Below are 22,845 nucleotides of genomic sequence, written 5' to 3' on the forward strand. Positions count from 1 at the left end.
CCGCCCATCGTGGCAGAGGGGACGCTGTGGCCGCCGCCACCGTACACGACCGAGGGGGCATTTGATAGGTGTTCAGTGTGTTGACGACGTCAACGCGCTACCTCTACCCTCGTGGTGAAATCGGTTGGGGGTGGCCGTGATGAGACACCAATCCGTCGCCAGTACGGAAGTGCCTGGCCTGAAGGCCGCGCTGGGGGCGCTGCTCGCGCGGCTCCGGAGCGCCGCGGTGGAAGGAGTCGTGCCGGAAGTCGCCTTCGTGGAGCATGTGCATGCCTTGGGGCTCGGTGGTGCCGAGCAGCAGCGGCTGCGGGACGAACTGGCCCGATTGGGGCTGCCCGTCCGGAACGTGCATGTACACAATGACGCGGACATCCCGGATATGGAAAAGGTTGCACGATTTCGTGGAGAAATCGTGTTCCCCGGGGCTGCTGAGGTCCGGGCGCTCCTCCTCCGCTACGCGGACACCGACGGATCGGTGACGTCCGGGGTCGTGGAGGGGGTGGCGCGACTGGCCGGGCTCGGCGAGCGGGATGCGGCGGCGCTGCGGGCGGGGGTGAAGGTCCGGGACGTCGAGGCCATGTCCGACGCGTCAGTGGATGCGGGGACGGGCGAGGAGGGCGATCCGCCGTCGGATGAGGAGCGGGAACGTGCCCTGGCCGGGGGCGACAGTGATGCTGCCGTGGCTGCGGCGATGGCTGTTCTGCGGGAGGACCGCTTCCGTCGACGTCCTGGGGACCACATCCTGAAGGCCGAGGCGGAGGTCGGTCTCGCGGTTCTGCTGCGGGGCGGTGCGGACCGTGTCGGGCAGGAGCCCCAGGACGAGGAGCTGAGCATGCTGCCGTCCGACGACATCAGAATCCGGGCGCGGGATTGTCTCGTCCTGCACAACCAGCGCCTGGTGCACTCGCTGATCCGTTCCTACCTGGAGCAGGGGCTGGAGTACGAGGATCTGGTCCAGCACGGAGCGCTGGGTCTGATGCGGGCCGCCCGCAAGTTCGACCCGGCGAAGGGCTACAAGTTCTCGACCTACGCGACCTGGTGGGTCCGGCAATCGGTGACCCGCGCCATCGCTGACGAGGGAGCCCTCATCCGGGTCCCCGTCCACATGCACGAGCAGATGCGCAAGGTGGCGGCGGCCGAACGCGTACTGGCGGCGCAGGGGCGGCCGGCGGGGGTCGTCGACGTCGCGGTCCAGTGCGACATGACCGTGGACAAGGTGGCCGAGATCCGGAAGCTGACCCGTCGTACCGACTCGCTCGACCGCGTCATCGGCGACGGGGCCACGCTCGGCGACTTCGTGGGGGAACGCGACGCGCTGCCGCCGGTGGAGAACGACGTGGTGAACGCGCTCCTGATGGAAGAGGTCATGGCCGTCGTCGCCACCTTCTCCGAACGCAGCGCCCGCATCCTCGTCCGGCGGCTGGGCCTCGACGGGGACGAACCCTCGACGCTCGACGAACTGGGGCGGGAGTTCGGAGTGACCCGCGAGCGCATCAGACAACTGGAGAACAAGGCTCGCCCGGAATTCTGGCTCAGGCTGCGGGCGGCCGGACTGCTCAGCGGTCACGGGGCCCGGGGCGAGGCGGAAGACGCCGGGAAGCGGAGCCCGTCGAGGCGCGTCCGCGCCAAGGCGAGAGCCGTGGTCGCGGTGGTCGGCGACACGGGCGGCAGCCCGACCGAGCGAAGGGAGCCGCTGCCCGAGGAGGTGCTGGAGCCGGAGCCGGAACTGGCCGAGGAACCGTCGACGCGGACCTACGAGGAGACGGCAGCGGCGGAGGAGGCCGGGCAGCGCATGGAGAAGGACAAGCTCGACAGTGACGCGGACGCCTCACCTCACGCTCCGGTCACCGATGCCCGGCAGGCGCTGTACATGGCGGACTGGGAGAAGGCCCAGCGCATGTCGGCGGAGTTTCGCGGCGGAATCGACTGGCTGGCCGAGTACGTGCTGTTGGCGCTCGGACATGCCCAACTGGTGGTCCTCCTCGGGGCCGCAGCCACTGAGACGGTCGTGCGGGCGGCGCGCGAACGCGTCATGCCGGAACGCCAGGTGCTCACGGCCCTGGAAGTCCTGCAGCGCGTCCTCGACACGCTGAAGTCGGCCGGACTCCGGCCAGAGGACTTCTTCGAACGGTCGGCCGAGGCGCTGGTCGGCCTGACACCACGGGAGTACCTGACCAAGAGACCCCTGGTGAAGCCGGAGTCGCGCCTTGCCACGCGTGACGCGCTGCGCGAGTTCGTCGCCGCTGCGCCGAGCCGGGAAGCGGGCGCCGAACCAGCCACGGCAGAGGCCGCCGACGCGCACGGGACGCCCCCGGCTGCCGCAGACGTCTGCGCTGCCTCAGTTGCCACGGAAGGCGCTTCCGAGGACCCGGAAAGCAGGGTGGAGCAGACAGCGGGGCGAGCGGGAGCAGACGAGGTCGGCGAGGAGTCGGAACCGTCCCCCGGCGAGGACGGGCGACGCGCGCTGTCGAGCCACGACACATCCGAGCAGCACCCCAGTCCTGCCTTCGACGACGTCGGGCAGCACCCCAACCCTGCCCTGGACGACGTCGGGCAGCGGCTCGCCCGGCTTCAGGCGGACGCGGACGACGAACTCGCCCGGCAAAGAGCCACTGCTGAGGAGCGACTCGCGCGACTGCGCACAGAATCCGAACGCCGCCTCGACGAGGAGCGCCGCGCACATGAGGCTCGCCTGGCCCATGTACAACGCGAACACGAACTGCGGCTCGTCGAGGAACGGCAGGCCGCGGACGCCCGGTTCGCCGCCGCGGTGGCGGACACGGAGCGGCAGCTCGAAGATCTGGAAGACGTGCTTCTGCACCGTGTGGACAAAGCCCTGGCGCGGCAGGAGAAGTTTCTGAAGGGACAGGCAGAGGGAAGACTCGCCCGCCTGAGGGAGGAGCATCGCGAGGTACGGCGCACCATGGCCGAGCGGGCGGCGCGGGTCGCGGAGACGGCACCGGCAGACGCCCAGGGCTCTCCCCGCGACGAGCAACAGCTGACGATGGCACGGCTGCGCGCCGCCCAGGCGGAACAACGGGCCGTCGAAGCCGAGCGGCGCGCAGTGGAAGCGGTCCGGCGTGCGTCACGTGCCGAGCACCAGGTGTTCGAGGGCGACCAGCGCCTGCGACGGCAGCGCGAGGCAGCCGAAGCGTCCGCCGAGGATCTCGAATCCCGGCTGAAGCGGGTCGAGGCCCAGCTGATCGAGCGGGACCAGGCCCTCATCGCCGTACGGCAGCAGGCACAGGCCCAGGTGGAGGCCGCCGAGCAGCGGACGGCGCAGCAGGCGGCCCGGATCGAGCACGAGGCCTGGGCCCGCATCACCGAACTCCAGGAGCAGCTCGCCGCGGCACGCGGAGACGACGAGGGCCGCACATCGTTCTGGGACCGCCGGCGCCGGTCCTGACCCGCGCCGCAGGCCCCCTCACCCGAGCACTTCCCAAGGAAGACCATGGATCCCAGACACGAACTCGTCGCCTATCTGCACCGCCAACTCGTCGGCCCGGCAGGGGGAGAGCACGAGATGCTCGACGCCCCGCCCGACCGGCAGTACCTGATGGGCACCCTCTATCCCCAAGAGGCAGACCTGCAACGCCAGTTGGTCCTTGCGGCGGAGGACCCGGAAGGGGCCGGCACCGAACGCGCGGCCGAGGACACCGCCCCGGCGGGCGATCCGATCCCGGAATCCAACGCCTGGCTTCCCTCCTCCCTCGGCTTCAGCTTCTACACCGACGCCGCCACCGTCGAGGTCGGCTGTGCCGGTGCCCGCTATGTGACCCACTCCGCCACGGGGGAACGCGGCAGGCGTTGGGAACGTGTGGCGCTGCCGGCCGAGCAGCACACGCTCGGCCCCGACCGCGACCACATCGAAGTCCTCGACGGCAGGGCCGAACTGCGCGTCCGGCGCCGTCACTTCGGCGTCGGCCAACTGGTCACCGTCGCTCTCGTCAACACCGCTCGCCATGAGCCGGCCCTCGGCAAGACTGCCCACTGGGACCGCATGCTCTTTCAAGTAGCACTGGAAGCAAGGCCGTTGGATGGCGAAGTCCTCCAGTACCCGAGTGTCCGTCTGGCCAGCCGTGATCCGGAGGAGCAGGAACTGCGTCTGCAGTACCGGCACGTCCGGACCCACGCAGTCGGCCATGGCTGCGCGGTCGAAGAGCAGTACGGCGGCACAGGGGACCGGGTGACCGGGATCAGGGCCGCGGTCATGCCGGAGGCCGAGGTGAGCGGTGTCCGTGCGGCGGGTCCGAGTGGCTCCCAGGTGCTCGACCTTCGGCACCTGGCCGACCCCGACGTGCCTCTCGCACAACTGCGGGAGGAGCTGGGCGAGTTCGCGGCCGACTACCGTGCCTGGTACGTAGGCCAGCTGACCACGGAAATCCCCTCCTGGGGCCGGGATGCCGCCCACCGGATCCTGGACCGTATCGCTGCCGCGGTCTCCAGGATCGAATCAGGCGTACGCACCCTGTGCGACCCCGACCGCCCCGAACTGCTCCGTGCCTTTCGCGCCGCGAACCGCGCCATGGCCCTGCAGATGCGACACTCGGCACGCGACCAGGCCGGAGAACGCCGCTCCCGCCGCGACCCCGTACTTCTCGATCCCGAACCGGACCCGCGGGCCACCTGGCGCCCCTTCCAGCTGGCGTTCTTCCTGCTCGCTCTGGACGGTGTGGCCGACCCACGGCACCCGGACCGGGACACCACGGACCTGATCTGGTTCCCCACCGGTGGTGGCAAGACGGAGGCGTATCTGCTGCTCGCCGCCTTCGCCATGGTGCTGCGGCGCGGCGACCCCGACGGCCGGGGCACCGCGGTGCTCAGCCGCTACACCCTCAGTCTCCTCACCACCCAGCAGTTCCAGCGCGCGGCCACCACGGTCTGCGCTCTGGAGACCTTCCGCCGTGACGACCCGGACACCTACGGCGAGGAGCCCTTCACGATCGGCCTGTGGGTGGGCGAGGCCACGTCACCGAACACGTACGAAAAGGCACGAGCGGCCTTCGACGACGTCCGTGCCGCCGCCCGGCCCGACGACGTCTTCATTCTCGACCGCTGCCCCTGGTGCGGCACCCGCATCCTGCCCGCCCGCAAGTCGCCCGACATCGGAGACTACGGGGTGCGAGCGTCGGCGGACGCGTTCGCGTTCTTCTGTCCACGTGACGAGTGCGCCTTCCACGACGAACTGCCCGTCGCCGTCGTCGACGAGCATCTCTACGACCGACCGCCGACCTTCGTGCTCGGTACCGTCGACAAGTTCGCCCGCCTGGCGTGGGAGCCGCGTGCCGGACGCCTGTTCGGCGCGGGAACCGCGAACCAACCGCCGTCACTCGTCATCCAGGACGAGCTGCACCTCCTCACCGGCCCCCTCGGCACCACCGTAGGCCTGTACGAATCGGCCGTCCTGGGGCTGTGCACCACGTCCGACGGGACCGGGCCGAAGATCGTGGCCTCGACGGCCACGATCCGACGCTCCGGCGAGCAGATCCAGGCCCTCTACGGCGGTGCCGCCCAGCTGTTCCCGCCGGCCGGGCTCGACGCGCGCCACTCGTACTTCGCCGAACCCGACACCTCCCGCACGGGGCGGCGCTACCTCGGCGTCATGGCCCAGGGACACACGGCCGGTCGCGCCGCGGTGGCCACGGCGGCCGCCATGCTGCAGGGCGCCTGGGAACTGCCCGAAGAGCATCGGGACGCGTACTGGACGCTCGTCGCCTACCACCACAGCCTGCGCGAACTCGGCCGTACCGTCACCGCCGCCGCCGATGACATCCCCGCCCAGATCGCGGGACTCGACACGGGCGCGGGAACGCGCAGGCTGCCGGACCACCAGGTGCAGGAACTCACCAGCAACCTGCCGCGCGCGGAACAGCCCGTCCTGCTCGACCGGCTGGAGAAGCCGTGGGACGACCCGCAGTCGGTGTCCTTCCTGCCCTGCACCAACATGCTGTCCGTCGGCGTCGACGTGAAGCGCCTCGCGCTGATGCTGATGCAGGGCCAGCCCAAGACGACCGCCGAGTACATCCAGGCCACCAGTCGCGTGGGCCGGCACACCGTGCCGGGACTCGTCGTGACCTTCTTCAACGCCACCCGCCCGCGCGACCGTTCGCACTACGAGACCTTCGACGTCTACCACCGCTCGCTGTACCGGCACGTCGAGCCGACCAGCGTCACCCCCTGGTCGGTACCGTCGCGGCGGCGCGCCCTGCACGCCGCGCTCGTCATCCTCGTTCGGCACGGGCTGGGGCTGGCTGCCGAGAACCAGGCCGGGCAGGTGATCGACCGGCTGCCCGAAGTGGAGAGGCTGGTCGTGGACCTGGCTGCCCGCGCCGACGCACGGGAGCCGGGTGTGGGGGACGACGTGCGCAAGGAACTGTCCGCGCTCCTCGCCGACTGGGAGGACGCCGCCCGCCAGGCCCGCAAGGACGGCCGCGAGCTGTACTACCGCAGCCAGGGCAAGGGACAGTCCAACCTGATCAAGAGCTTCGAGCACATCTACGGCCTGTGGGAGACCCCGAACTCCATGCGCAACGTGGACCGGGAATGCCAGGTGACAGTGAAGGGAGCCGACCTGTGAGTCGCACACTTCGGGTACGTCAGTCGCAGACGGTGGTGCCCTTCGGTGTCGGAGCCGTCTTCGACATCCAGGGCGAGTCGTTCGTCGCCACGGGAATCGGCGACTGGCCGACCCGGGGCAGGCAGCGGATCGACTCGCCCAGACTGGCCTCCAGGCTGGGGGCGACCGGTTTCTACGCCGCCCCCGCGACCGCCAACGACCGGTTCGACACTCCGGACGCGCCCGGCGCGCCGTACATCCGCTTTCCTTCCTGGCTGTTCTGCGGAGCCTGTCGGCGCATGAAGCGCTGGCGCATCGCCGACGAGAAGCACGGGCAGGCGCCGCGATGCCCTTCCTGCTCACCGGCCCGGACACTCGCACCCATGCGCTTCGTGCAGATCTGCGCGGCCGGGCACCTCAGCGACATCGACTGGTGGTTCTGGGCCCACTCCCGACGCGAAGCCGCCGAACGGCGCCAGTGCGGAGAGCGGGACAGGCTCAGTTTCCTCGTCTCCGACCGTGCCTCGGGTCTTGAGGCACTCTCCGTGGCATGCACCGCGAAGGGGTGCGGTGCGGCCCGCGATCTGCTCGACGTCCTCGGCACCCACGGCATGCGCTGCTCGGGCCGGAACCCCTGGCAGCGGGCAGGCGAGGCCGTCGAGTGCGTGCGGCCGGTGCAGATCGTGCAGCGCACTGCGGGCAACCTGTACTACCCGCTCGTGCACTCGGCGCTCGACATTCCCGAGACGGACCTACCGGCCCACGCGGACGACGCCCTCGCCCAACGGGTGCGTGAACACGACCTGTGGGTCTCTCTGTGCCGCACGGCCGGAACTCCGCGCGCCGAGGCGCTGCGCACCATGATCCAGGACGACACCGGTGCCGGTGACGATCTGTTGGACGCCCTCGTCGCCGAGGAGACAGGCGGGGCCTCGGAGGCTGTTCCCGCCTCTTCGGACGCTCCGGCGCGGCCCGACCTGAGCCGTGAGGAATGGGCCGCCTTCACGGCTCCGGCACCGCCGGTCACCCGCGACTTCGCGCTGCGTGAGACGACGCTCGGCCTGGCCGGCGAGAGCGCGGAGCCCTGGTCGGGCATGCGCCGACGCTTCGGTCGGATCGTCCTCGCCGACCGACTGCGCGAGGTCCGCGCCCTCTCCGGCTTCACCAGGGTCTCCCCGGACGCCTCCGTCGTGCCCGCCGACAGCGCGCGGCGCCTGAAGTGGCTGCCTGCCGTGGAGGTCTACGGTGAGGGCGTCTTCCTCACCCTCGACCGGGACGCACTCGCCTCCTGGGAAGGCGACGCGCGGGTACGGCAACAGGTGTCCGGCATGCGTGCCGACCTCGACCGCTCGTTCCAGAAGGACCGTCTCGAAGCCGTGACGGGGCCGGAACTCTCGCCGAGGTTCGTGCTGTTGCACACCCTCGCGCACCTGCTGATCCGTCAGCTCTCCTTCGAGTCCGGCTACACGACGGCGAGTCTGCGGGAGAGGATCTACGCCCGCCCCGAGCAGGACCAGTACGGCATCCTCGTGTACACGGCCGCCGGGGACGCCGAGGGCACACTGGGCGGGCTGGTACGCCAGGGTGAGCCTCCGCGCCTGGCCGAGACACTGCTGCGGATGACGGAGGCCGCCGCCTGGTGCTCGGCCGACCCGCTGTGTGCCGAACACACGGGTCAGGGATTCGACAACCTCAACCGGGCGGCCTGCCACGCCTGTGCGCTTCTGCCCGAGACCAGCTGCGAGACCGGCAACACCCTCCTCGACCGTGCCCTCGTCGTCGGCGGCGAGCACGTGCCGGGCTATCTGCAGTCCATCGTCGCCGCCGCCCGCTCCGCAGCCGCCGACGCGTTGGAGGAGACGTGACACTCACCTACCGTGACCTCACCGCGGAACAACGCTCCTGCCTCGACGGACTGCCCTTCGACGGCAACCACCTGATCAGTGGGCCACCCGGCAGCGGGAAAAGTCTCCTGGCGGTCCAGCGAGCCGTCATGCTCGCCCTCACCGGTACTCCGACGACGTTGCTGACGTACTCGAACCTCCTGCGTCAGTCACTGGCCGGGGCCGTACACACGCTGGGCCCGGAGGACCGCAGCGTGCGGGTGAGAACCGCGCACGCATGGCTCGGCGAGTGGTACGGCGGTACGCCCCCGAAGGGCGAGGACGGATGGTTCGACTGGCCGGCTCTCTATGAACGCGCCGCGGAGAGCGGGCCCGTCCCCGGACTCACCCTGGTGGTGGACGAGGGGCAGGACCTGCCGCCCGGGTTCTACCGCCTGTGCCGACTCCTGGGAGCACGGGTGACCGTGTTCGCGGACGAGTGTCAACGGCTGACCGACACGAACTCCACGCTCGCCGAGATCGCCGAGCGCCTCGGCCGGTGCGACCGGCACCATGTCGAGGGCAACCATCGCAACACCTACCAGACCGCGTCGTTCGCGGCTCACTTCCACACGGGCGCCGGTTCACCCCCGTTGCCGGACCGGCAGGGGCCCCCGCCAAGACTCCATCACCTGCCAGAACGCGGCGCGGCCGACCTGCTGCTCCTGTTGGCGGAGAGACAGCCGGGACGCAGCATCGGTGTCATCGTCCACTCGAAACACACCCAGTTCTCGTTGCTCGGCACCCTGCAACACCGAGCACCGAGGCTCAAACCACAGCTGTACACCTCCGATGCCAGGGGCGGGCGCTATCGCACGCTCGACCTCGGCCGTCCCGGCATCGTGCTGGTCCACCGCAGAAGCGCCAAGGGGCTCGGATTCGACACGGTGGTCATACCCGACACGCACGCCGACGCGGCCACGGATCCCACTTCGGCTGCCCTGCGCATGACCTACTACGTCCTTGCCACGCGTGCCCGGTTCGACCTTCACCTTGCGTACGAGGGAGAGTCCGAACCGCCCTTGCTCGCACAAGTGGGGACGAGCGTGCTGCTGCGCGGGTGACATCGGCCAGGGACGGACGACCGCGGATCCCGCCCCCGCCGTAACGGTTCTGGCGACACTCCAGGCCGAATCCGGAACATGTCCTGATGTCTCAGTGTTCGTGATCGCTGTGGTGAAAGGCTCGCCGGGTGACGGGCACGGATAAGACGGAGAGGAGCCAGGGCTGGGGTACCTCTCCGTCTCAAGTCGGCCGTGCGCGGGATCAGGAAGCCGCCTTGCGCACCTCGTCCAGCGAGACCGCCCGGTGCTCCGCCACCGACAGGGTCGCCGCCTCGGCGATCCAGCTGGCCTCCAGGGCGTCGGCGACCGTGCAGGGGGAGGTGCGGGTGCCGGCGACGACCTCGGTGAACGCGGTGAGTTCGGCGCGGTAGGCGGGGGCGAAGCGGTCCATGAAGAAGTTGTGCGGGACGCCGGAGGGGAAGGTGACACCGGGCTCGGCGGAGCGCAGCGGGAGCTGGGAGTCGAGGCCGGCGGCGATGCTGTCCTTCATGCCGTGGACCTCCAGACGGACGTCGTAACCCCGGGCGTTGTGGCGGGTGTTGGAGATGACGCCGATGGTGCCGTCGTCGAAGGTGAGCAGTGCGGACGCCGTGTCGACGTCACCCGCCTCCTTGATGTACTCCGCGCCCTTGTTGCCGCCCGTCGCGTACACCTCGACGACCTCGCGGCCCGTCACCCAGCGCACCACGTCGAAGTCGTGCACCGCGCAGTCCCGGAAGATGCCGCCCGACACCGCGACGTACGCCGCCGGCGGCGGGGCCGGGTCGAGGGTGGTCGACCGTACGGTGTGCAGCGCGCCCAGCTCACCGCTGAGGACGGCGTCGCGGGCGGCCACACAGCCCGCGTCGAAGCGGCGGTTGTAGCCGATCTGGGCCTCGATGCCGCTCTCGCGGACGGCGCGCAGCACGGTGAGGCTCTCCTCGACCGTCTTCGCCACCGGCTTCTCGCAGAACACGGGGATGCCCGCCTCGACGGCGGCCAGGATCAGGCCCGGGTGCGCGTCGGTGGCGGCGGTGATCACGACACCGTCGATCCCGGAGGCGAACACCGCCTCGGGCGAGTCGGCCACGGTCGCGCCGAACTTCTCGCCGGCCGCCTGCGCCGCGGCGGCCAGCGGGTCGGAGACCACGAGCTCCTCCACGACGTCCAGCCCGGCGAGAGTCCCCGCGTGGAAGGCGCCGATGCGGCCCAGCCCCAGGATGCCAATGCGCATGATCGAGAGTCCCTTTCGGATGTGCTGAAGAAGCAGGAGAAGCAGGAGAAGCGGGGGAAGTGAGGGGAGAAGGGGGATGGGGCGGTCAGTCCTGGGCGCCTACGACGTTCTGGTCCCAGTCGATCACGGAGCCGGTGACCACGCCGCTGCGGTCGGAGAGAAGGAAGACCACGAAGTCGGCGATCTCGTCGACCTGGCCGAGCTTGCCCATCGGGAGGCGTTCGGCGGCCCGTTCCCGCCAGTCGTCGGCCGCGTCGTGGAACTCGCGCTGGATCGCGTCCTCGCCCTCGGTCTCGGTCCAGCCGATGTTGAGGTCGTTGATCCGGATCCGGTCCCAGCGGTGGGCGTGGGCGGCGTTGCGGGTGAGGCCCGCGAGGCCGGCCTTCGCGGCGGAGTAGGGGGCCAGGAACGGCGGGCCGCCGTGCGCGCAGTTCGAGCCGATGTTGACGATCGTGCCGGGCGCCGTGCGGGCCACCAGGTGCTCGACCACGGCCTGCATGGCGAAGAAGGGGGCCCGCAGGTTGATCGCGATGTGCGCGTCGAAGAGTTCGGGCGAGGTGTCGAGGAGCGAGCCGCGTGAGGTCAGGCCGGCCGCGTTGACGAGGCTGTCGACCCGGCCGTGCGCGGCGATCGCCCGCTCCACGGCGTCGCGCACCTGCGCGGGGTCCGCCAGGTCGGCCCGGACGAACGTCGCGCCGGTCTCCGCCGCGAGCCGCTCGCCGACCTCGGCGCGGCGCCCCGTGAACACGACGGTCGCGCCCTCGCGCAGGGCCGCACGGACGACGCCCGCGCCGACGCCCTGGCTGCCGCCGTTGACGAGGACGACCTTGTCCTCCAGTAGTGCCATGTGAGGGTGTTTCCTTTCGACGGGCTCCGGCGGGCCGTGCCGGGGCCTGTGGCGGTCCTGGCGCAGGGCCTTTCACAGCGCCTTCGCCTCTGCCAGTCTTGGGGCGGCGGTCCCCTCGTACAACCCGCAGCGGACCATCAAAAACCCCTCATCCGGTTCACCGCCGGCCACCCGTCGAGATCCAGGACACACCGCATGGCGCACCCCTACACGATCCGTGAGATCGCCCGTCAGGCCGGGCTGAGCCAGGCCACGGTCGACCGGGTCCTCAACGGCCGGGGAGGAGTGCGCGAGAGCACCGCCCGTGAGGTGCACCAGGCCGTCCGGGACCTGGACCGGCAGCGGACGCAGGTGCGCATCGGCGGCCGTACGTTCATGGTCGACATCGTGATGCAGACCCCGGACCGGTTCTCCACCGCCGTCCGGGAGGCGCTGGAGGCCGAACTGCCGTCCCTGCACCCGGCGGTCGTACGGTCCCGCTTCCACTTCCGGGAGACGGGGCCGGCCGCGGAGATGGTGCGGGTGCTCGACCGGATCGGGCGGCGCGGCTCGCAGGGCGTGATCCTCAAGGCGCCGGACGTCCCGGAGGTCACCGCCGCCGTCGAACGGCTGGTCGCGGCCGGGATCCCGGTGGTCACCTACGTGACGGACCTGCCGGGCAGCCCGCGCTGCGCCTACGTCGGCATCGACAACCGGGCCGCCGGGGCGACCGCCGCGTATCTGCTGCGGCAGTGGCTCGGCGACCGGCCGGGGGCCGTACTGGTGACGATCAGCCGCAGCTTCTACCGCAACGAGGAGGAGCGCGAGATGGGGTTCCGCGGGGTGATGCGGGCGGTCGCGCCGCAGCGGGCCCTCGTGGAGGTCACCGACAGCGACGGCCTCGACGCGACCCAGCGGGACCTCGTCCTCGACGCGCTGGAGCGGGAGCCGGAGATCGCCGCCGTCTACTCCATCGGCGGCGGCAACACCGCGACGCTCGACGCCTTCGCCGCGCTCGGCCGTGCGCCGCATGTCTTCGTCGCCCACGACCTCGACCACGACAACACCCGGCTGCTGCGCGAGCACCGGCTCTCCGCCGTGCTCCACCACGACCTCCGCCAGGACGTCCGCCGCGCCTGCCAAACGATCATGCGCGCCCATCAGGCCCTCCCCGACGAGGGCCCGTTCCTGCCGTCGGCGATCCAGGTGGTGACGCCGTACAACATGCCGCCGGGGGCGGGAGCGGTCACCGGCTAGCGGTCACCGGCCGGCGTCACCGGCCGGCCGGGACGGGCGTCTCGGCCGTGGCGCGGAACGTACGCCGATACGTCAGCGGGGACACCCCGATCGCCGCGTGCAGATGCTGGCGCAGCGACGTGCCGGTGGCGAAGCCGACGTGGCCGGCGATCTCGTCGACCGGGAGGTCGGTGGACTCCAGGAGATGACGGGCGCGGGCCACCCGCTGCTGGACGAGCCAGCGGCCGGGGCTCACGCCGACCTCGTCGTTGAAGCGGCGGGCGAAGGTGCGCAGGCTCATCCGGGCGTGCCGGGCGAGGTCGGCCAGGGCGAGGGGCTCGTCGAGGCGTTCGAGGGCCCACTGCCGGGTGGCCGCGGTGCCGCTGGCCGGATCCTGGGGGACGGGCTGTTCGATGTACTGGGCCTGGCCGCCCTCCCGCCACGGCGGCACCACGCAGCGGCGGGCGACCCGGTTGGCGACCTCGCTGCCGTGGTCCCGGCGCACGAGATGCAGACAGAGGTCGATGCCGGAGGCGGCGCCGGCCGAGGTCAGGATGTCGCCGTCGTCGACGAACAGGACGTCCGGGTCCAGGTCGACCTGTGGGAAGCGGCTGCGGAACAGCTCGGCCAGCGCCCAGTGCGTGGTCGCGGGCCTGCCGTCGAGGAGACCGGCCGCGGCCAGGACGAAGGCACCCGTGCAGATGGACACCACCCGGGTGCCGGGCCTGATCCGGGCCAGGGCCGCCGCCACGGGCTCCGGCAGTTCCGTGGAGACCAGCCGGGCCGCCGCCGGAGAGACGCCGAACGACGGAACGATCACGGTGTCGGCCGTGGACAGCGCCTCGGGGCCGTGCTCGACGGCGATGGCGAAGTCGGCCGCCGAACGCACCGGGCGCCCGTCGACGGTGCAGGTCAGCACCTCGTACAGCCCCTCGGTCGCGTCGAAGATACGGCTCGGGACACCGAGTTCGAAGGGGTAGACCCCGTCGAGGGCGAGGACCGCCACACGGTGCGGGGAGGTCGTACGACCGGTCAGGCGACTCATACGACCAGTGTGGCACGATCTCATCGAATGATGGCCATCGTGCCATTGTCGTGATCGTCGGTCCCCCGCAGGCTGGACGGCATGACCGAAACCACCGTGAACGACACCGGCCGCGACGAGGCCACCATGCGAGCGATGACCCAGGACGCCTTCGGCGGACCGGAGGTACTGAGGGAGGCCGAACTGCCGCGTCCCGTGCCGGGACCGGGCGAGATCCTGGTCCGGGTGCACGCGGCCGGCGTCAACCCGACCGACTGGAAGAACCGTGCCTTCGGACTGTGGCAGCCCGAGCCGCTGCCGGTGCTCGGCTGGGACGTCTCCGGCGTCGTCGAGGAGGTCGGCCTCGGGGTCACCCTGTTCAAGGCCGGCGACGAGGTGTTCGGCATGCTGCCCTACCCGCACGGCGCGGGCGCGTACGCCGAGTACGCCAAGGCGCCCGCCCGGGCCTTCGCCCACAAACCGTCGAACATCGACCACGTCCAGGCGGGTGCGCTGCCGCTGGCCGCGCTCACCGCGTACCAGGCGCTCGTCGACACCGCCGACGTCCGGGAGGGGCAGCGGGTCCTGATCCACGCCGCCGCCGGGGGAGTGGGCCATCTCGCCGTGCAGATCGCCAAGGCGCGCGGCGCGTACGTCATCGGTACGGCCAGCGCCGGCAAGCACGAACTGCTGCGTGAACTGGGCGCGGACGAGCTGATCGACTACCGGACCACGGACTTCGTGGAGGTGGCCGGGGAGGTGGACGTCGTGCTGGACACCCTCGCCGGGGACGTCCGCACGCGATCCGTGGACGTGCTCGGGAAGGGCGGCACCCTCGTCTCGATCCTGCCGCTCGGCGGGGAGGAGGATGCCGAGAGGGCCGCCGCGCGGGGCGCACGGCTGGAGAAGCTGCTGGTCGAGGCCGACCACGGAGGTATGCGGGCCATCGCGGAACTCGTCGGGCAGGGCAAGCTGCGGGCCCATGTCGAGGCGGTCTTCCCGCTCGCCGAGGCGGCCAAGGCGCACGCCCTGGGGGAGACCGACCGGACGACCGGGAAGATCGTCCTCACGGTCGGCTGAAGCCCCGGAGCCGCTGGGGGCGTTGGAACCCCGGTCCGCCGCGTGCGGACCGCCGGGTCCGTCCCGCTCAGCTCGTGACGAGCTCGGCCGTCCGGCGCTCGACGGCCGGCTCGATGGTCACGGTCACCGTCTCGTGCACGGTGGCCGTGGCCCTGGCCGTGGCGGTTGCCGTGGCGGTTGCCGTCGTCGTGGCCGTCGGTTCGGCGGCGCCCTCGCGGTTGCGGAACAGCCAGACGACGTCCCGCCCGAACGACCAGAGCAGCGAGCCCAGGGCCAGCGCGACGAAGCCGAAGCCCGCCGCGTACGGCAGCAGACCGGACGCGGCGACCAGCAGGAACACACCCTGGACCGCGGCGACCGTCTTGCGGGCCATGCTGTGCGGCAGGGAGTTGTTCAGCCACGGGGCGACCTTGGCGGCGGCCACGAAGACGTACCGCATGAGACCGATCAGCAGCACCCACGGGCCCATCGACATGGAGACGTAGACGCTCAGCACCAGGATCAGGAACGCGTCGACCTCCATGTCGAAGCGGGCGCCCAGCGCGGTCGACGTCCCCGTCCGGCGGGCCACCTTGCCGTCGACGCCGTCCAGGATCAGCGCCACGGCGGTCAGGCCCACGAAGAGCGAGACCGGCGGCGAGCTCTGGAAGGAGTCGGCGACCAGCGCGGTCACGGCGCCGACGAGTATCGCCCTGCCGAGCGTGACCCGGTTCGCGGGGCCGAAGGTACGGGTCCGGGTGCGCAGCAGGGCGCGGTTGAGGACCGCCCAGGTGGCGAGCCCGAAGGCCAGCCCGGTCAGCCAGCCCGCCGGGCCCAGTCCGATCGCCGTGCCCAGGAAGGCGAGGAGCAGGACCTGGGCGCCCGCGCCCACGGTCGTCTCCGAGAGCAACAGCCGGCCGTCGTATGTGTTGATCAGGGCCACCGCATACCTTCCGAACGTGTGACAAGTGGATCATCGCCGCGTACCGTGTCCGCGAACTTCCACCGCTGCGTACGTGGCGAACCGCTCGACCGTTCACGGAGACGCACATGAAACCGACAGCCAATGCCTTCTGGCTACGCTCCCCCGGGCAGGGCGAGATCCGTGAGGAGGCCCTCGCGGCGCCCGCCGACGGCGAGGTCCTGGTCCGCGCGCTGTACTCAGGAGTCAGCCGGGGCACCGAGACGCTCGTGTTCCGCGGCCGCGTGCCCGAGAACCAGCGCGCGGCCATGCGCGCGCCCTTCCAGGAGGGCGACTTTCCCGCTCCCGTGAAGTACGGCTATCTCAGCGTCGGTCGGGTGGAAGAGGGGCCCGACGCACTGCTCGGCCGGACCGTCTTCTGTCTGTATCCGCACCAGAGCCGCTACGTCGTTCCGGTGAGCGCCGTCACCGTGGTGCCGGAGTCGGTTCCGGCGGCGCGTGCCGTGCTGGCCGGGACCGTGGAGACCGCCGTCAACGCCCTGTGGGACGCGGCGCCCCTCATCGGGGACCGGATCGCCGTCGTGGGCGGCGGCATGGTCGGCTGCTCGGTCGCCGCGCTCCTCGCGCGCTACCCGGGCGTGCGCGTCCAGCTCGTCGACGCGGACCCGGCGCGCGCCGATATCGCCCGCGCCCTCGGCGTGGACTTCGCGCTGCCCGAGGAGGCGCTGGGCGAGTGCGACCTCGTCGTGCACGCCAGCGCCAGCGAACAGGGCCTCGTGCGCTCCCTCGAACTCCTCGCCGACGAGGGCACGGTCATCGAGCTGAGCTGGTACGGCGACCGCCGCATCGCCCTGCCGCTCGGCGAGGCCTTCCACTCACGCCGGCTCACCGTCCGCAGCAGCCAGGTGGGAACCGTTTCCCCGGCCGGACGCGTCGGACGGACGTACGCGGACCGGCTGGCGCTCGCCCTCGAACTCCTCGCCGACGCGCGCTTCGACGCCCTCGTCACCGGGGAGTGCGCCTTCGAGGAACTCCCGGACGTGCTGCCGAAGCTCGCGAGCGGAGAGCTGCCCGGGATGTGCCACCGGGTGCGCTACGACGTCGAGTGAGCCCCTGAGTTGAGCGTTCCGGTTCGCCCCACCCGCCCCTGAACTGCCCGAACGGAACGCTGACCTCCGAAGAAACCGGAAAACTCGGCTGAACAACGGGTAGGGAGCAGCCGTACTACACGGCATGCCCCGGCCCGGGGGCAGACGTACCGCACTGGAGGGTCGTCCGTTGTTCAGCATCACCGTTCGCGATCACATCATGATCGCCCACAGCTTCCGCGGGGAGGTCTTCGGACCCGCGCAGCGCCTGCACGGCGCCACGTTCCTCGTGGACGCCACCTTCCGGCGCGCCGAACTGGACGACGACAACATCGTCGTAGACATCGGGCTGGCCACCCAGGAGCTCGGTGCCGTGGTGAGCGAGTTGAACTACCGCAACCTCGACAACGAGCCCGCCTTCGCCAACACCAACACCTCCACGGAGTTCCTGGCCAAGGTGATCGCGGACCGGCTCGCCGAGCGGATCCACAAGGGCGCCCTCGGGGAGAACGCCAAGGGCATCGCGAACCTCACGGTCACCCTGCACGAGTCGCACATCGCCTGGGCGAGTTACGAGCGTGCCCTGTGACCGACGTGACCATCGACCGGGCTGTCGTCGGCACCACCGCCCAGGCATCCGGTGCCACGGACGGGGTAAGCGGCGCCCAGGTGAAGGGCGGGGCTCAGGCGAACGGGGGAGAGCACGTGAGGCTCGGCTATGTGCCCGTGCAGAACGCGGCGCTGAAGAACGCCGCGATCATCCCCATGTCGCTGCGTTCCGTGCACTTCGTGATGCCGGGCGGCGTCGACGACCCCACCCGGCCCAGCGGCGGCAACGCCTACGACCGGCGGATCTGCCTCGACCTGCCCGGCTTCGGCTGGCAGGTGCACAAGCACGCGATCGGCGGCAGCTGGCCGCGCCCGGACGAGACGGCCCGCGCCGAACTCGCCCGCACGCTGAGCGAACTCCCCGACGGCACGGTCGTCCTGCTCGACGGGCTGGTCGCCTGCGGCGTCCCCGAGATCATCCTTCCCGAGGCCGAACGCCTCTGCCTGGCCGTGCTGGTGCACCTGCCGCTCGGCGACGAGACCGGCCTGGAGCCCGAACTCGCCGCCGAACTCGACGCCAAGGAGCGCACCACCCTGCGGGGTGTGTCCGCCGTGATCGCGACCAGCGAGTGGGCGGTCCGCAGACTCGTGTCCCACCACGGGCTCGCCCCCGAGCGGGTCCATGTCGCCGCCCCCGGCGCCGACATCGCCCCCCTCGCCTCCGGCACCGACGGCGTCTCCCGGCTGCTGTGCGTGGCCGCGGTCACCCCGCGCAAGGGGCAGCACCGGCTGGTCGAGGCCCTCGCGACCGTCACCGAACTGCGCTGGAGCTGCGTCCTGGTCGGCGGCCTCGACCAGGACCCGGAGTACGTCGACCACATCCGCTCGCTGATCGCGAAGTTCGGCCTGGAGGACCGCTTCCACCTCGCCGGACCGCAGGCCGGCGCGGAACTCGACGCCAGTTACGCCGCCGCCGACCTGATGGTCCTCACCTCCTACGCCGAGACCTACGGCATGGCGGTCACCGAAGCCCTCGCGCGCGGCATCCCCGTCCTCGCCACGGACGTCGGCGGACTCCCCGAGGCCGTCGGCCGCGCCCCCGACGGCGGGGTGCCCGGCATCCTCGTACCGCCGGAGAACCCCGCGGCCATCGCGGCGGAGCTGCGCGGCTGGTTCGGGGAGGCCGACGTGCGGCGCCGGTTGAAGGCGGCGGCGCGCGGACGCCGGGCCGCGCTGGACGGGTGGGCGACCACGGCCCGCAGCCTCGCCCATGTGCTGGGCAGGCTGCGGCACGAACCTCGGAGGGCCGCATGACCACTTCTGCCGATATGACCATGTCCGCGGGCGGGCCCCTGTCGACGGGCGGACCGCTGTCGACGGGCGCGACCGGCTCTTCGGGTACGCCCGCGGCGGCCGGGCCGGTCGGCCCGGCCGGTGTCGCCGCCGGGGCCCCCGTCGGCGGGGTGCTGAGCATGGCGGGACGCGGGGGAGACACGCCGGCGCCCGAGGACCACCAGTACGCGCCGCAGTGGCTGGAGTTGCGCGAGAGCGCCGACGCCGACGCCCGTGCGGTGGATCTGCTCGACCCGCTGCGGATCCGCCTCGCGAACCTGCCCGGTCGTGCCACCGGGCTGACCGTGCACGACCTCGGCTGCGGCACCGGCTCCATGGGCCGCTGGCTCGCGCCCCGACTGGACGGCGCCCAGCGCTGGGTGCTGCACGACCAGGACCCGAACCTGCTGCGGCTGGCCGTCGCGCGGGCGCCGCGCGCCGCCGCCGACGGCAGCCCGGTCACGGTCACCACGCGGCGCGGTGACATCGGCCGGCTGACGGCGGCCGACCTCGACGGGGCCTCGCTGGTGACGGCGTCCGCGCTGCTCGACGTCCTCACCCGCGAGGAGATCGAGGCGCTCGCGGCGGCCTGCGCGGGCGCCGGTGTCCCCGCGCTGCTGACGCTCTCGGTCGTGGGCCGCGTGGACCTCGTCCCCGCGCACCCCATGGACGCCGAGATCGCCGAGGCGTTCAACGCCCACCAGCGCGCGAGCGATCTGCTCGGTCCGGACGCGATCACCACGGCGTGCGAGGCGTTCGCCCAGCGGGGGGCCACGGTCCGGGTCAACCCGAGCCCCTGGCAGCTCGACACGCGGCACACCGCGCTGACCGAGGAGTGGCTGCGGGGCTGGGTCGGCGCCGCCTGCGAGCAGCGCCCCGAACTCACCGAGCGTGCCGAGGCCTACCTCCGCGACCGCCTCGCGGCCAACGCCGCCGGTGAACTCCGCGTCGTCGTCCACCACAGCGACCTCCTGGCGCTGCCCCGACCGACGGGTGGAGCCTCATGACGGCACCGGTGGAGGAGACGGTCGAGACCCATCCACCGACGACGGCCGACCGCATACGCCTGCGCCCACGCGGAGTCCGCGCCCGGGTGAAGGCGGGCGCGCCTGCCGCGCGGGCGAGGGTCCGCGCGCTGACGCCCGGCACGCGCTCCCCCGAACCGCCGCCCACGGCTGCGGCAGCGGCGGCGGGGGTCCCGGTGCAGCGGTCCGGCGAACCGGCGTCCGCCGAAGGCCTCCAGGCGGCCGAGGCGAACGCGGCCGACTCGGCGGTGGCTGACGCGGCCGACGCGGTGGACGCGACCGACGACTCGGCCGGTGGCCGGAGTCGGGGCGGGGTCCCGGCGGCAGGCTCGCGGACAGCGCCGACGTCCCGCCAGGCAGCCCCGGTGCTCGCCGAGGCAGGCCCCGCGTCCCCCGAGGCAGCCCCGGCACTCTCCGAGACAAGCCTCGCGACCCGTGCGGGTTCGCCGCCCGCCGAGGCGAGCGTCGCGGCATCCCCGGCGGGCTCGGCGTCCTCCAAGGAAGCTCGCGTGTCCTCGCCCGTCACGGCGAGCGGTGGTGGGCCCGAGGGCCCCGTCGTGGTGCCCGCCGCGCCGGGCGACGTCGAACCCCCGGCGGTCTCCGTCAAGTTCACCCCCGCCTCCACCTTCGTCCGTGCCCTGCGCACCCACTTCGGCACCCTCGCCGGGACCGTGATCCTCGTGGTCGTGTTCTGGCGGATGGGCACCGGGGTGTTCGTCGACGGGCTGCGGCGGATCGACGGGGGGACGCTCGCGGCGGCTGTCGGGATCGGCGTGCTGACCACGGTGTTCAGCGCGTGGCGGTGGTGCGCGGTGACGCGGGCGCTGGGGCTGCGGCTGCCGCTCGGTCCGGCCGTCGCGGACTACTACCGGGCGCTCTTCCTCAACGCGGCGCTGCCCGGCGGCGTCCTCGGCGACGTGCACCGCGCGGTGCGGCACGGACAGAGCTCCGGCGACATGGGCCGGGGCGTGCGCGCGGTGGTGATCGAGCGCACCGCGGGCCAGTTGGTGCTGGCAGTCGTCGGCGTAACGGTCCTGCTGGTGCTGCCGTCCCCGGTGCTGGAGCAGACCCGCCGCGCGGCCGGTGTGACGGCGCTCGCCGCACTGGGCGCGCTGGCGATCTGGGCGGCGGTCCGCATGGGTCGCAGGCCGAGCGCGTCCGCGGGAGGCCGGGGCCGCAGGATCAGGGCCGTCCTCACCGAGGCGCGCGGCGTGCTGCTGCACCGCGACAGCGGGCCCGCCGTGCTGATCTCGTCCGTGGCGGTCCTGGCCGGATACGTGGCGACGTTCCTGCTCGCCGCCCACGTCGCCGGCTCCGCCGCGACCGCGCGGGAACTGCTGCCCCTCGCGCTGCTGGCCCTGATCGCGATGAGTCTGCCGCTCAACGTCGGCGGCTGGGGCCCCCGGGAGGGCGTCACCGCCTGGTCGTTCGGCGCCGCCGGACTGGGCGCCTCGCAGGGGCTGACCGTGGCCGTCGTCTACGGTGTGCTCAGCTTCGCGGCCGCCCTGCCGGGCGCGCTCGTGCTCGTCGGACGCTGGTACGGCTCCCTGCGGGCCCGCCGTCAGTCGTCCGCGGTGAGCAACGAGAAGTACGCCCCGAAGGATTCCACGAACCCTGCCAGCAACTCCTTCCCCTTCGCGGCGGACGCCAGGGACGGACGGCCGATCACACCGGAATCGGTGTAGGCCGACATACCGAGGGAGAGGAGATGACGGCGGTCGTCGGCAAGGAAATCGGTGGTCTCGTGACCGGGACGGACCAATTCGGGGTGGCAATGCAGAAGTATGGAGGTCTCGATTTCTCCCGCATGCATATCGCTGAGCAACGAGGTCTGTACGCCCGCCCGTTCGCGCGCGGCGTCCCAGTCCTCCATCGCCGGGAAAAGCGCCATTCGATGTCCCGTCGCGGTGGATTCCTGGACGACATTTCCCAGCACATAATTCCCACCGTGTCCGTTCACCACCACCAGCGCCTCGACGCCCGACCCGCGCAGGGACGCGGCGATGTCCCGCACCATCGCGTGCAGCGTCGTCGCGGAGATGCTGACGGTGCCGGGCCAGGCCGCGTGCTCGTGCGAGCAGGCGATGGTCACGGGCGGCAGGAGGTGCACCGGGTACGCGGCGGCTATCTCCCGGGCTATCGCGCAGGCGACCAGCGTGTCGGTGGCCAGGGGCAGATACGGACCGTGCTGCTCGTAGCTGCCGACCGGAAGCACCGCGACCTGCCGGCCCGCCGCCGCCCCCCGCGCCCGGACGTCCGCGGTGGTGTCCGTCGGTACAAGACTCGAACTGCTCATCTTTTCACGGCCTTTCGTCTCTGCTGATGCTCCGTCATTTTCGCATGACGTCAGGACTCACCAGATAGGAACCAGATCATGACAGAAAATGTTGGTGTACTCGGCACGAATGCCCAGTCCTCCGGCGCCGTACGTGTGGTGAACGCCCCCCTGCCCACGACCTACGGCGACTTCGAGGCCGTAGGTTATCTCGACCAGGACCGCGGCGAAGAACAAGTGGCACTCGTGTACGGCGACATCAGCGGTGGTGAGGGAATTCTCATCCGGCTGCACTCGGAGTGCCTGACCGGTGACGCGTTCGGCTCGCAGCACTGCGAATGCGGCGAACAGCTCGACAGCGCGCTGCGCGCGATAGTCGCCGAGGGGCGGGGCGTCCTCGTCTATCTGCGCGGCCACGAGGGCCGCGGGATCGGCCTGCTCGCCAAGCTCCAGGCGATGAAGCTCCAGTCGGAGGGCCTGGACACCGTCGAGGCCAACCTCGCCCTCGGGCTGCCGGTGGACGCCCGTGACTACCGGGTCGCGGCCGAGATGCTGCACGACCTCGGCGTACGGTCGGTCCGGCTGATGTCGAACAACCCGCGCAAGCGGGAGGCGCTGCTGCGCCACGGCATCGAGATCGCCGAGCAGGTGCCGCTGCTCATCACCCCGTGCGAGGACAACATCACCTACCTGCGCACCAAGCGGGAGCGGCTCGACCACTACCTGCCGCACCTGGACGCGGTGGTCCACTCGTCCTGAGCGCCGGGATCCGCGCGGCGGCCGCCTCGGAGGC

At 71.7% G+C, this 22,845-nt stretch carries 16 protein-coding genes and 1 pseudogene; 12 read left to right on the forward strand and 5 right to left on the reverse strand.

Translation table 11 applies throughout. The annotated features are described in order from the left end of the window. The first annotated feature begins 139 nt into the window (after positions 1-139). The 4 genes from L3078_RS38285 to L3078_RS38300 are packed head-to-tail and all read left to right on the forward strand — an operon-like array spanning position 140 to position 9,503. Positions 140-3,406 carry a sigma-70 family RNA polymerase sigma factor gene (locus tag L3078_RS38285; RefSeq protein WP_239758701.1) on the forward strand — a complete coding sequence of 1,089 codons (3,267 nt, stop codon included), beginning with the start codon at positions 140-142 and terminating at the stop codon, positions 3,404-3,406. Between the two features lie 45 nt (positions 3,407-3,451). Further along, the gene (locus L3078_RS38290; protein ID WP_239758702.1) at positions 3,452-6,577 is read left to right on the forward strand and encodes a helicase-related protein; all 3,126 of its coding nucleotides are present in this window, start codon (positions 3,452-3,454) and stop codon (positions 6,575-6,577) included. After that, complete coding sequence (gene drmB / locus L3078_RS38295) at positions 6,574-8,421, forward strand: DUF1998 domain-containing protein (protein ID WP_239758704.1); 1,848 nt, start codon at positions 6,574-6,576, stop codon at positions 8,419-8,421. Before L3078_RS38290 ends, drmB begins: the two co-directional genes overlap by 4 nt. Beyond that, on the forward strand, positions 8,418-9,503 hold the full coding sequence (locus L3078_RS38300) for a DEAD/DEAH box helicase (RefSeq protein ID WP_239758706.1): 1,086 nt from the start codon (positions 8,418-8,420) through the stop codon (positions 9,501-9,503). Before drmB ends, L3078_RS38300 begins: the two co-directional genes overlap by 4 nt. 202 nt (positions 9,504-9,705) lie before the next feature. On the opposite strand, the gene L3078_RS38305 is transcribed toward L3078_RS38300, so the two are convergent. Then, on the reverse strand, positions 9,706-10,716 hold the full coding sequence (locus L3078_RS38305; protein ID WP_239758708.1) for a Gfo/Idh/MocA family protein: 1,011 nt from the start codon (positions 10,714-10,716) through the stop codon (positions 9,706-9,708). An 85-nt stretch (positions 10,717-10,801) separates the two neighbouring features. Next, the gene (locus L3078_RS38310) at positions 10,802-11,563 is read right to left on the reverse strand and encodes an SDR family oxidoreductase (RefSeq protein ID WP_239758710.1); all 762 of its coding nucleotides are present in this window, start codon (positions 11,561-11,563) and stop codon (positions 10,802-10,804) included. Positions 11,564-11,758: 195 nt separating this feature from the next. Between L3078_RS38310 and L3078_RS38315 the strand changes: the two genes are divergently transcribed. Further along, complete coding sequence (locus L3078_RS38315) at positions 11,759-12,799, forward strand: LacI family DNA-binding transcriptional regulator (RefSeq protein WP_239758712.1); 1,041 nt, start codon at positions 11,759-11,761, stop codon at positions 12,797-12,799. A 16-nt stretch (positions 12,800-12,815) separates the two neighbouring features. On the opposite strand, the gene L3078_RS38320 is transcribed toward L3078_RS38315, so the two are convergent. Continuing rightward, positions 12,816-13,823 carry a GlxA family transcriptional regulator gene (locus L3078_RS38320; protein ID WP_239758714.1) on the reverse strand — a complete coding sequence of 336 codons (1,008 nt, stop codon included), beginning with the start codon at positions 13,821-13,823 and terminating at the stop codon, positions 12,816-12,818. Positions 13,824-13,949: 126 nt separating this feature from the next. Between L3078_RS38320 and L3078_RS38325 the strand changes: the two genes are divergently transcribed. Next, positions 13,950-14,882 carry an NADP-dependent oxidoreductase gene (locus L3078_RS38325; protein WP_420864201.1) on the forward strand — a complete coding sequence of 311 codons (933 nt, stop codon included), beginning with the start codon at positions 13,950-13,952 and terminating at the stop codon, positions 14,880-14,882. A 67-nt stretch (positions 14,883-14,949) separates the two neighbouring features. Here the strand turns inward: L3078_RS38325 and L3078_RS38330 are convergent, their stop codons facing one another. Further along, positions 14,950-15,804: a CDP-alcohol phosphatidyltransferase family protein gene (locus L3078_RS38330; protein ID WP_239758717.1), complete on the reverse strand. Its 855-nt coding sequence runs from the start codon at positions 15,802-15,804 to the stop codon at positions 14,950-14,952. Between the two features lie 107 nt (positions 15,805-15,911). On the opposite strand from L3078_RS38330, the gene L3078_RS38335 reads away from it, so the two are divergent. From L3078_RS38335 to L3078_RS38355, 5 genes and pseudogenes are all read left to right on the forward strand, one after another. Continuing rightward, positions 15,912-16,892, forward strand: coding sequence for a zinc-dependent alcohol dehydrogenase (locus L3078_RS38335; protein WP_239758718.1), 981 nt, complete (start codon positions 15,912-15,914; stop codon positions 16,890-16,892). Between the two features lie 169 nt (positions 16,893-17,061). Beyond that, positions 17,062-17,460, forward strand: a complete 399-nt coding sequence (locus L3078_RS38340) for a 6-pyruvoyl trahydropterin synthase family protein (protein ID WP_045556695.1) — start codon at positions 17,062-17,064, stop codon at positions 17,458-17,460. After that, the gene (locus L3078_RS38345) at positions 17,457-18,734 is read left to right on the forward strand and encodes a glycosyltransferase family 4 protein (protein ID WP_239758719.1); all 1,278 of its coding nucleotides are present in this window, start codon (positions 17,457-17,459) and stop codon (positions 18,732-18,734) included. The genes L3078_RS38340 and L3078_RS38345 overlap by 4 nt, the downstream gene beginning before the upstream one ends. Next, the gene (locus L3078_RS38350) at positions 18,731-19,759 is read left to right on the forward strand and encodes a methyltransferase domain-containing protein (protein WP_239758721.1); all 1,029 of its coding nucleotides are present in this window, start codon (positions 18,731-18,733) and stop codon (positions 19,757-19,759) included. Before L3078_RS38345 ends, L3078_RS38350 begins: the two co-directional genes overlap by 4 nt. A gap of 716 nt (positions 19,760-20,475) precedes the next feature. Continuing rightward, positions 20,476-21,219: pseudogene (locus L3078_RS38355) on the forward strand (lysylphosphatidylglycerol synthase transmembrane domain-containing protein); the annotation flags it as partial. A 119-nt stretch (positions 21,220-21,338) separates the two neighbouring features. Here the strand turns inward: L3078_RS38355 and L3078_RS38360 are convergent. Next, positions 21,339-22,073 (reverse strand): creatininase family protein, encoded by a 735-nt coding sequence (locus L3078_RS38360; protein WP_420864142.1) that lies wholly within the window; start codon positions 22,071-22,073, stop codon positions 21,339-21,341. Between the two features lie 78 nt (positions 22,074-22,151). On the opposite strand from L3078_RS38360, the gene ribA reads away from it, so the two are divergent. Beyond that, the gene (gene ribA / locus L3078_RS38365) at positions 22,152-22,811 is read left to right on the forward strand and encodes a GTP cyclohydrolase II (RefSeq protein ID WP_239758722.1); all 660 of its coding nucleotides are present in this window, start codon (positions 22,152-22,154) and stop codon (positions 22,809-22,811) included. Positions 22,812-22,845 lie beyond the last annotated feature (34 nt).

Origin of the sequence: Streptomyces deccanensis, assembly GCF_022385335.1 — a bacterium.
Taxonomy (GTDB): Bacteria; Actinomycetota; Actinomycetes; order Streptomycetales; family Streptomycetaceae; genus Streptomyces; species Streptomyces deccanensis.

What these genes read in the sequence shown, in the direction of transcription:
- L3078_RS38290 (WP_239758702.1), top strand. Translation starts at nt 3,452, where the DNA reads ATGGATCCCAGACACGAACTCGTCGCCTATCTGCACCGCCAACTCGTC.
- L3078_RS38285 (WP_239758701.1), top strand. Translation starts at nt 140, where the DNA reads ATGAGACACCAATCCGTCGCCAGTACGGAAGTGCCTGGCCTGAAGGCC.
- L3078_RS38350 (WP_239758721.1), top strand. Translation starts at nt 18,731, where the DNA reads ATGACCACTTCTGCCGATATGACCATGTCCGCGGGCGGGCCCCTGTCG.
- L3078_RS38360 (WP_420864142.1), bottom strand. Translation starts at nt 22,073, where the DNA reads ATGAGCAGTTCGAGTCTTGTACCGACGGACACCACCGCGGACGTCCGG.
- L3078_RS38305 (WP_239758708.1), bottom strand. Translation starts at nt 10,716, where the DNA reads ATGCGCATTGGCATCCTGGGGCTGGGCCGCATCGGCGCCTTCCACGCG.
- L3078_RS38315 (WP_239758712.1), top strand. Translation starts at nt 11,759, where the DNA reads ATGGCGCACCCCTACACGATCCGTGAGATCGCCCGTCAGGCCGGGCTG.
- L3078_RS38310 (WP_239758710.1), bottom strand. Translation starts at nt 11,563, where the DNA reads ATGGCACTACTGGAGGACAAGGTCGTCCTCGTCAACGGCGGCAGCCAG.
- ribA (WP_239758722.1), top strand. Translation starts at nt 22,152, where the DNA reads ATGACAGAAAATGTTGGTGTACTCGGCACGAATGCCCAGTCCTCCGGC.
- L3078_RS38325 (WP_420864201.1), top strand. Translation starts at nt 13,950, where the DNA reads ATGCGAGCGATGACCCAGGACGCCTTCGGCGGACCGGAGGTACTGAGG.
- L3078_RS38335 (WP_239758718.1), top strand. Translation starts at nt 15,912, where the DNA reads ATGAAACCGACAGCCAATGCCTTCTGGCTACGCTCCCCCGGGCAGGGC.
- L3078_RS38320 (WP_239758714.1), bottom strand. Translation starts at nt 13,823, where the DNA reads ATGAGTCGCCTGACCGGTCGTACGACCTCCCCGCACCGTGTGGCGGTC.